The sequence below is a fragment of the Microcystis sp. LSC13-02 genome (assembly GCA_002282935.1).
Taxonomy (GTDB): Bacteria; Cyanobacteriota; Cyanobacteriia; order Cyanobacteriales; family Microcystaceae; genus Microcystis.
The window spans coordinates 1-9,019 of sequence record MTBT01000184.1 but is presented as its reverse complement, the minus strand read 5'-3'; the positions used below and the strand labels follow the sequence as shown (position 1 = coordinate 9,019).

At 42.1% G+C, this 9,019-nt stretch carries 10 protein-coding genes; 8 read left to right on the top strand and 2 right to left on the bottom strand.

The window, feature by feature from the left end:
• Window positions 1-252: 252 nt before the first annotated feature.
• Window positions 253-2,823 (bottom strand): TIGR03960 family B12-binding radical SAM protein, encoded by a 2,571-nt coding sequence (locus BGL89_RS11060; RefSeq protein WP_286825752.1) that lies wholly within the window; start codon window positions 2,821-2,823, stop codon window positions 253-255.
• A 197-nt stretch (window positions 2,824-3,020) separates the two neighbouring features.
• Here BGL89_RS11060 and BGL89_RS11055 point away from each other — a divergent pair, with 197 nt between their 5' ends.
• The 6 genes from BGL89_RS11055 (at window position 3,021) to BGL89_RS11030 (ending at window position 7,628) form a co-directional block, all read left to right on the top strand.
• Window positions 3,021-3,803, top strand: coding sequence for an ABC transporter ATP-binding protein (locus tag BGL89_RS11055; protein ID WP_286825751.1), 783 nt, complete (start codon window positions 3,021-3,023; stop codon window positions 3,801-3,803).
• Window positions 3,804-3,849: 46 nt separating this feature from the next.
• Window positions 3,850-5,181 (top strand): MlaD family protein, encoded by a 1,332-nt coding sequence (locus BGL89_RS11050; protein WP_286825750.1) that lies wholly within the window; start codon window positions 3,850-3,852, stop codon window positions 5,179-5,181.
• Window positions 5,182-5,309: 128 nt separating this feature from the next.
• On the top strand, window positions 5,310-6,413 hold the full coding sequence (gene wecB / locus BGL89_RS11045) for a non-hydrolyzing UDP-N-acetylglucosamine 2-epimerase (RefSeq protein ID WP_286825749.1): 1,104 nt from the start codon (window positions 5,310-5,312) through the stop codon (window positions 6,411-6,413).
• A 3-nt stretch (window positions 6,414-6,416) separates the two neighbouring features.
• Entirely contained in the window at window positions 6,417-6,902 is a 486-nt protein-coding gene (locus BGL89_RS11040; protein WP_016514371.1) for a crossover junction endodeoxyribonuclease RuvC, read from the top strand.
• Window positions 6,903-7,162: 260 nt separating this feature from the next.
• Entirely contained in the window at window positions 7,163-7,414 is a 252-nt protein-coding gene (locus BGL89_RS11035) for a hypothetical protein (protein WP_286825748.1), read from the top strand.
• Entirely contained in the window at window positions 7,401-7,628 is a 228-nt protein-coding gene (locus BGL89_RS11030; RefSeq protein WP_286825747.1) for a hypothetical protein, read from the top strand. Before BGL89_RS11035 ends, BGL89_RS11030 begins: the two co-directional genes overlap by 14 nt.
• Window positions 7,629-7,871: 243 nt before the next feature.
• On the opposite strand, the gene BGL89_RS11025 is transcribed toward BGL89_RS11030, so the two are convergent.
• On the bottom strand, window positions 7,872-8,108 hold the full coding sequence (locus tag BGL89_RS11025) for a hypothetical protein (RefSeq protein WP_286825746.1): 237 nt from the start codon (window positions 8,106-8,108) through the stop codon (window positions 7,872-7,874).
• 293 nt (window positions 8,109-8,401) lie between these two features.
• On the opposite strand from BGL89_RS11025, the gene BGL89_RS11020 reads away from it, so the two are divergent.
• Both BGL89_RS11020 and BGL89_RS11015 read left to right on the top strand, forming a co-directional pair.
• Window positions 8,402-8,773 (top strand): DUF433 domain-containing protein, encoded by a 372-nt coding sequence (locus BGL89_RS11020; RefSeq protein WP_286825745.1) that lies wholly within the window; start codon window positions 8,402-8,404, stop codon window positions 8,771-8,773.
• Window positions 8,773-9,019: DUF5615 family PIN-like protein (locus BGL89_RS11015; protein WP_286825744.1), on the top strand; the 247-nt coding region annotated here is incomplete at its 3' end. The genes BGL89_RS11020 and BGL89_RS11015, both read left to right, overlap by 1 nt.

Here is a 9,019-nt window from a genome sequence, read left to right as displayed (position 1 = left end):
TTCCCTACCGCTTCTAATTCATTACCTTAAGTTTAAGGATGTTCCAGTTCCCTACACTTTTGCTTGATTCATCTTTACATCTGACAACGCCTTGATCAAACACCTGAGAGGATTAAAAAAGGCTTAAAAGGGTCTTTTTTACCGATGGTTGTTCAAAGTTATCGGCCGGCTTTGATTGATGATTCCTTAGAATTAGTCGATCAAGATTAGTTGACTCTCTGGGGTTAGTATAAAGGGAACACTTTACGATGGTTAAGTTCCTAAAATCAAGCGCTGACGATGAAAATTAAGCAGCGAAATTTCCTGTCCGCAAACCCTTTCTAACATCTCGACGATATGATCGGGCTGTAGTAAAGTGCCATCATTGCGACAACTGCCCACATAGCACAAAACGGCTTCCTTGTCAACAGTTTTTAACTCTAATTCATATAATTGTTCTCGCAGATTAATTGTGACTTTTTTGCCGGATTTGGTGGTTTTTTCCCGTTCCATGACCGTTGCTTGCTTAATTGCCTCGATCCAATTTTGCCATTGTTGGCAGTCAATTCCCTCACTGTTAAAAGTGAGTAAATACTCAGCTTTTTCTAACAAACGGGTGGCAGCGGGGGCATTTAAGGGAATTTCTTCCACCTGATAAACTGGTAAATCTGCGGGTAATTGTGCGCTTAATTGCTGTTTAAACCTCTCTAAATCCATCACTTTTGTCAATTCAAAATCGACAATCTCACCGCTACTGGTTGCTCCCAAGGATAAGGCATTTGCGATCGAAATGCGCGGACCAGGGTGAAATCCACCGGTAAAGGAAATGGGAATAGCAGCGCGACGGACGACGCGATCAAATAAACGCACCAGATCCAAGTGGCTAACTAGGGACATTTCGCCAATTTTGCCAAACCAAACCCGAATTCTTTGGACGCGTTCTTGATTGGGTTGAAAATGTCCGGCAAAAGCGGGAATCGGAGGCGCTTCAATAACGATATTATGGCCAAAATCGAGGCTACAAACGCCACAATGGGAACAACCTTCAAAAGAACAATCGGGGACTGTTGCCGCGTCTAGGGCGCGTTTTAAGTCCTCCTGGAGCCATTTTTTATCGATACCAGTATCCAGATGATCCCAGGGCAAAGGACGCTCTAAAATATCTTTGTCTGCATCGGCAAAAATATGCCATTCTCCCTGTTCTATCTGACGATATTTCCAAGTTAAACCGGATTCTTCGATCGCCTGTGACCATGCTTGATAGGCTTTTTCCGTATTATCCCACCAAGCATCCATCCCGGCTCCCAATTGCCAAGCGCGCAGCACCACTTTACCTAAACTTCTGTCACCGCGACCGATAAAATCTTCCATAGCCGAGATGCGGACATCGGTATAATTGACTTTTACCCCTCTCATGCCTTGGAATTCCTGTCTTAATAACTCCTGTTTGCGGATAAATTCGGCCGTCGAGACGGAATGCCACTGGAAGGGAGTATGGGGTTTGGGGGTAAAATTAGAGATAGTTAGGGTAAAATCGAGGGGTTTCCGCTTCGGTAAACGACATTCCCGACGCAACCAACGCAGGGTTTCCGCGATACCAATCACATCCACATCGGTTTCTCCTGGCAACCCAATCATAAAATAGAGTTTAACCTTATCCCAACCCTGTTCGACGGCAGTTTTTATCCCTCTGAGTAATTCTTCGTTGGTTAACCCTTTGTTAATCACATCGCGCATTCGTTGGGTTCCCGCTTCCGGTGCAAAGGTTAAACCTGATTGACGATTGCCCCCAATTATGTTAGCAATATTTTCGTCAAAGCGATCGACTCTTTGACTGGGTAACGATAGAGAGATATTCTCATTCTGGAGACGGTTTTTAATCTCCATACCCACAGCAGGTAACGCTAGATAATCGGAGCAACTGAGAGATAATAAGGAAAATTCGTTATATCCCGTCGCTCGCATTCCTTTTTCAATCGATTCGATTACTGCTTCCGGTTGCACATCCCGCGCAGGACGGGTTAACATCCCCGGTTGACAGAAACGACATCCCCTAGTGCAACCGCGACGAATTTCCACCACCAGGCGATCGTGAACCGTTTCCACGAAGGGAACTAAACCGATAGAATAGGCTGGGATAGGAGTGGCTACCCGGCGTAAAATTCTTTTCGGTACATCGTCACGATTGGGGATAACTGCACCCACTGGGGTGACATGGTAGAAACGCGGGACATATACCCCCGGAATTTGGGCTAAATCTAGTAATAGTTCTTCTTTGCTTAGATTAGCTAGTTTACCTTCTTCTAAAATTAAACCGATTTCTGGCAATAATTCTTCGCCATCACCAAGGACGATAAAATCAAAAAAGTCGGCATAGGGTTCGGGGTTAGAGGTGGCAGTTTGTCCCCCAGCAAAAATTAGCGGATAGTTACCTGAGTCTCTTTCTCTCCAAGTTAAGGGAATTGCCGCTAAGTCGAGCATTTCTAAAATATTGGTAGCTCCTAGCTCGTAACTGAGACTAAAACCCAGAATATCAAAATCTGTGAGGAAGCGACGGGATTCTAGGGCAAATAAGGGGGTTTTTGTCTGTTTGAGTTTTTGGGCTAAATCCGCTGCGGGTAAATAAGTGCGATCGCAGAGTTGGCGGGGTTGTGCATTGAGGATATTGTAGAGGATAATATGGCCGAGGTTAGATGCCCCCACTTCGTACACTTCCGGATAGGTTAACACCCAACGAACCACGGCACTTGTCCATTCTTTATGTTTAGCACCTAACTCGTTGCCCAAATAACGCGCTGGTCGAAAAATGTCGGGGGTGAGTAGTTGGTCTAAAGCAATAGTCACGGCAATCTACCTCAGATATCGTCAGCAATGGGTGCTTTTCTACTATAGCAGCCAGAATCGAGTCAGTTATCAGTTATCAGTTTTCAGTTCACTGATTACTGTTTACTGTTTACTGTTTACTGTTTACTGTTCACTGAAAATACACCCCACACCCCACTTCCCTAAAATTCCAGAGGTTATAAGATAATTAAGCGACGATGAAAGAACCGTTAATTGAATTGAGAGGAGTATCGAAAAGATTCGGGGATAATGTTATTCTCGACGGTTTAGATTTAACCATTTATCGAGGGGAGGCCCTGGTAATTATCGGGCCATCGGGAACGGGAAAATCAACGGTTTTACGGTTAATTGCGGGATTAACGGGGATAAATGCCGGAGAAATTTATATTAAAGGCCAATTGCGTCAGGGATTGCTAGAAGATGGTCGGGAAGCGATGCGAACTTCCTTAGTTTTTCAACAAACGGCCCTGTTTGATTCTCTCACCGTCGGGGAAAATGTCGGTTTTTATCTTTATGAACAAACTAATTTAAAAAAAGCCAGAATTAGGGAATTAGTGGAAAAAAGCCTAGAAATGGTCGGTTTACAGGGAATTAGTGACCTTTATCCCTCGGAACTATCGGGGGGAATGCGTAAACGGGTGGCTTTTGCCCGCGCTATTATCACTAATCCCGATAATCAGGCCGATAATCCCGAATTACTGCTGTATGATGAACCTACCGCTGGATTAGACCCGATAGCTTCCACAATTATCGAGGATCTAGTGCGGACTCTCCATGAAAAATCAGGGTCTGCGAACACTTATGTGATGGTTTCTCACCAACAAAGTACCATCCGACGCACCGCCGATCGAGTAGTATTTCTCTATCAGGGAAAAGTGCAATGGCAGGGATTAGTGGCAGATATCGATCGTACCGATCATCCCATGATCCGGCAATTTTTTAGCGCCAGCATTGAAGGCCCGATTAGAACAATCGTTTAAGCTAGATTAAGCTAAATTAAGAACTATCGAGAATGAGAGAAAAATCATGCAGAGTTCGCGAGCTTTACGGGAAGGAAGACTAGGTTTGTTTGCCCTAGGCGGATTATTAGTCTTTGGGGCGCTCGCTATCTGGGTTCGCGGGGGAGGATTTGGTCAAAGAACCTATCAATTAATCTTCGAGTTTGCCGACGTGGAAGGGTTACAAGTCGGGGCGCCAGTGCGTTTTCGCGGGGTGAGAGTGGGAAGAATTACGAGTTTTATCCCAGGGAGTAATCAAGTGGAGGTTATTGCCGAGATAGCTTCTGCTAATTTAGTTATGCCTAGGAAGGTAACTGTTACTACCAATCTTTCCGGATTAATTGGGGAGGCAGCCATCGATATCACTCCCTTAGTTTCTTTAAGTGCTGAGGCCAAAAATCTCGACCCTCTGAGTCCCGACTGTGATCAACAGTTAATTCTCTGTAATAATACTCGTTTACAGGGGACAACAGGAACACAATTAATGTCTAGTGTTGGTCGTTTAGTGGATACTTTTACCAGTCCTGAATTTGTGGGTAATCTCAATGATGTCACCAAAAATACCGCTATAGCAGCTCAAAAAATCGCCCGTTTATCCGATGATACCTCCCAGACTATCCGTAATGCCCAAAGAGAAATCTCTCGTCTATCTTTGGAATTAGCTACCACCAGTCGCTCGGTCACTAATACGGCTAATAATGCCTCCCGTTTTGTCAATACTTTAGATAATACCGTTCAGGAAAATCGCAGTCAAATCAGCAGGACTTTTCAACAATCTTCCCAATTAGTCGCTAATCTTAATGCTGTTCTCAGCGAAAATCGCGGACAAATTGTTAATACTCTCGATAATATTAATCAAGCTAGTTTAGGTATTGGTAGTCTCGCTAATAATCTCAATAATACCGCCCTGAGGTTGAATGCAGGTTTAGATGAAATTGATACTAAACAAGTCATGGAAAATATCGAGACTATTTTGAATAATGCGGTGGAAACATCGAATAATTTACGAGAAATTACTAAAACTATTAACGATCCTGCTACAATTGTCGTACTGCAAAAAACTCTCGAATCCGCTAGGGTGACTTTTGAAAATACTCAAAAAATCACCTCCGATATCGATGAGTTAATCGGTGATCCTCAATTTCGCGAGAATTTAAGACGTTTAATTGATGGCTTAAGTAATCTGCTTTCTTCCGGGGAAGAATTAGAATATAATTTGCGTATTGCTCAAACTTTGGATACCATGACTCAAGAGTTAGCTAAACAAAAAGTTTTGACCATCTCTCGACCTTTAAATCCTAAGCAAATGCAACTCTATCACCAATTTATCGTTCAACAACCTCAAACGAGTGAAAAATGACAAAACAGCACAATTCAAGCGATTTTCAGTGATTAGTAAACAGTAATCACTGAACTGAAAACTCACATCTGATAACTAATAACTGATAACTGAAAACTCACATCTGATAACTAATAACTGATAATAATATGTTGAAATCAATTTGTATTACTCTTGGAACTCGTCCCGAAGCGATTAAATTAGCTCCCGTTATTCGTACTTTTCAAGAATCGGAACAGTTTCAAACCCATGTAATTCTGACGGGACAGCATAAAGAAATGGTAGCGCAGGTGATGGAATTATTTGCTTTAAAAGCAGATGAAAATCTGGATATTATGCAAACCCATCAAACTTTAACTGATATTACTTGCCGCAGTTTACGGGGTTTAGAAACGGTTTTTGAGCGTATAAAACCAGATTTAATTATTGTGCAAGGTGATACTACTACGGCTTTTGCTGCTGCTTTAGCGGCTTTTTATCAACAAATTCCTATCGCCCATGTGGAGGCAGGATTAAGAACTAATGATATCTATAATCCCTATCCCGAAGAAGCTAATCGTCGCCTAATTTCTCAACTAACTACCCTACATTTTGCTCCCACTACTTTAGCCGTGGAAAATTTACAAAAATCCGGGGTGACAGGAAATATTCACCACACCGGCAATACGGTTATTGATGCTTTATTAACCGTAGCCAAAACCGCACCAGAATGTCAAATTGCGGGCTTAAATTGGTCAGATTATCGGGTTTTATTAGCCACGGTTCACCGCCGGGAAAATTGGGGCGAACCCCTACAGGATATTATCAAAGGATTTACTTTGTTGTTAGAAAAATATGCCGATACAGCCCTATTATTACCCCTCCATCGCAATCCCACCGTCCGAGAACCAATTCAGTCCGCTTTGGGCAATCATCCCAGGGTATTTTTAACTGAACCTCTCGATTATGCCGAGTTAGTGGGGGCGATTCAACGCTGTTATTTATTATTAACTGATTCCGGCGGCATTCAAGAAGAAGCCCCTAGTTTAGGAAAACCGGTTTTAGTATTGCGAGAAACCACGGAAAGACCGGAAGCAGTACAAGCGGGAACAGCGAAATTAATTGGTACTAATCCAGAGCAGATTTTAGCAGAAGCGGGAGAATTATTAGGGGATAAAATCGCCTATGCTCGTATGGCTAATGCAATTAATCCTTTTGGAGATGGACAAGCATCCCAAAGAATCCTCCAAATCGTCCAAGATTTTTTGGCTTAATCTATGACTACTTGGTTGGGTATCGACCCTGGATTAGCGATTGTCGGTTGGGCTATTCTCCGGGATAATAGTGAGTTAATGCCGATTTTAGTCGATTACGGCACGATCGAAACTTCTAAAAATCTTTCTACTGCCCAGCGTTTGATCGAAATTGAACGGGATTTAAAGGAGTTAATCGCAGAATATAAACCGGGAGAAATTGCCGTGGAAATGCCCTTTTTTAACCGGCAAATCAAGGCAGCCGGTGGAGTCCTGCAAGCCTTAGGAATTATCAATCTAGTTAGCTGTCGCGATGGGGGAATTGAACCGATTTTCCTCCATCAAGCTAGTTGGAAATGTCATCTCGGCCATGGTAAGGCCACTAAAGCTGAGGTGGCCGAACAAATTAAGTATTTATTCGGATTGACAAAAATGCCCATTAATGATGCTGTAGATGCTATAGCGATCGCCTATGCTGCTTTCAGTGGCGTTCGCAATCAAATCTCTTGAAGTAATTTGACGAAATTGGCCCAAAAATTTAGCTGACAACTAAAAGCCATTTTTAAGCTTGGACTGTCTTAGTTCGATGGGACGGTTGAAGATAATAAGGCCTTCAAATATCTTTGATTAGCGTTGGGTTTCATGCTTCAACCCAACCTACCATATCAGAGATCGCACTAAAGGGTTTAAGTGTGGACATTGTGATAATTGTCATCGTCAATGCTAACAAAAATATGGTATAGTTCTTAAATGAGTATAAGTTTAAAATAATGAAAATAAAAGTTTCCGAAAAAAAGCGATCATCAAACGGAGTTAACCCTCAGTTAAAAGATATTGCCTATTCTATGGACGCACTGATTCCAGGCTTTTATATTTGGTTGGGTTCTTTTTGTTGGCGATTGGGGGGTAGTGATGCAGAAGAAAGTTATCCAGGAACAATACATAGTTTTGCTGGTATCAGCTTAGTTTTACCTGGTTATCAAATTTTTACAACCTATAAAGGGAGTTATGACCCTCGATAAGCATCAAATTGATGGTCTTTCTCCCATTTCATCTAAAATAATGCCAGCAGAAGTTTTTGAACAATTGATGTTCAATGCCGGTTATACCGTTGTTGGGTCTGCTCCAGCCAAGGGAAATAGAATTAAAGTTTGGTGGAATCATTCTAGTTTCCGTCGTGTTGAAGCAATTTATAGTGCCGATAGAAGTCTGGTTATTACGGCTTATTATCCATGAACCATGAGCTTTCTGTGACGAAAATATATTTATTGTTTACCCACAACTTACTGGTAATCCTAATCCCCAAGGAATGGGTTCCGAGGTATTGTCTAGTTGAGAGCATTTTTCTTTTATAGTTGTACCATCTTGTTGAATATAATAATTCCTACTTATATCTGATTGCGATATCCAAAAACTTACTATAGCTGTATTGCTACAGTTTTTAACAATTTGGTTAGCCCAATTATTTAAAAGCTTTGGTTATGCGAAAATATTACTGATGGCAATTCCATTACTGGTAGTAGCACCTACATCATCGATTAGAACAACATCTAATACATCAGTTCTGGTTGTTGGATTTCCTGTCCTATAACTATTAGCCGTTCCCTTAGAAACACTAAATTCAACTCTTCTAACCCCTTTAGAACGAATTTCTTGAAGAATTTTATCAACAGTAGCTTGACAGCCTAGCTTTGGTTCTGATTGTGCTTTAACCAAAGGATAGGAACCAGCAAAAAGCGTTTAGTTTCATGGCTTTGTCCTCTGAGAAAACTTAATTAAAATCAAACGTTTTTGTTAACTGTTGGTTGTGTTGGGTTTCGCACATTAAGCCAACCTACACCCTGTTTCAGCTAAAATAGTAGATTATGATTGTCATTGCGAGCGATAGCGAAGCAATCTAATCGCGAGATTTTCTCTTGCCTCATTTTAGCTGAAACAGTCCAGTATCCTGAATCTAGCTTGAGCTTTTTATCAGGTATCATGGAGTTAATCTTGTAGGAGCATTCGATATGACTCTGGCATCAGGTGGGCAAGCAACAATCATTCGTACAGAGCGTGGATTGACCATTTCAGGTACACGCATCACTCTTTATGACGTAATGGACTATCGGAAGGCTCATTACCCATCCAAGCTGATCCGTGAAAAACTCGGTCTTAATGATGAGCAGATTCGTTTAGCCCTAGAATATATTGATACCCATCGCGCTGAGGTTGAAGCAGAATACCAAGAATGCCTGCAAACAGCTGCGGAGATTCGGCAATATTGGGAAGAGCGAAATCGTGAACGATTTGCCAAGATCGCAGCGATGCCCCCAAAGCCAGGTCAGGAAGCCCTTCGTGCCAAACTTCAAGCCTGGAAAGCCCGGATTGAAGCCGAATGATGAATTTCTTAATTGATTACAACTTAACAGGTGATGCTGTTTTATTCTGGGGAACTCTTTCGGCTGAAGGATGGCTTGACTTATTAACCATCCGCTTCTTCACCTTTCAGGAAGTTGGGTTGCCGATGGATAGTAGTGATCGCGTCGTTTGGCAATTTGCCCAAACCAACCAGATGATTTTGATTACAGCGAATCGGAATATGAAGGGAGACGATTCTCTAGAACAGACAATACGGGAAGAGAATA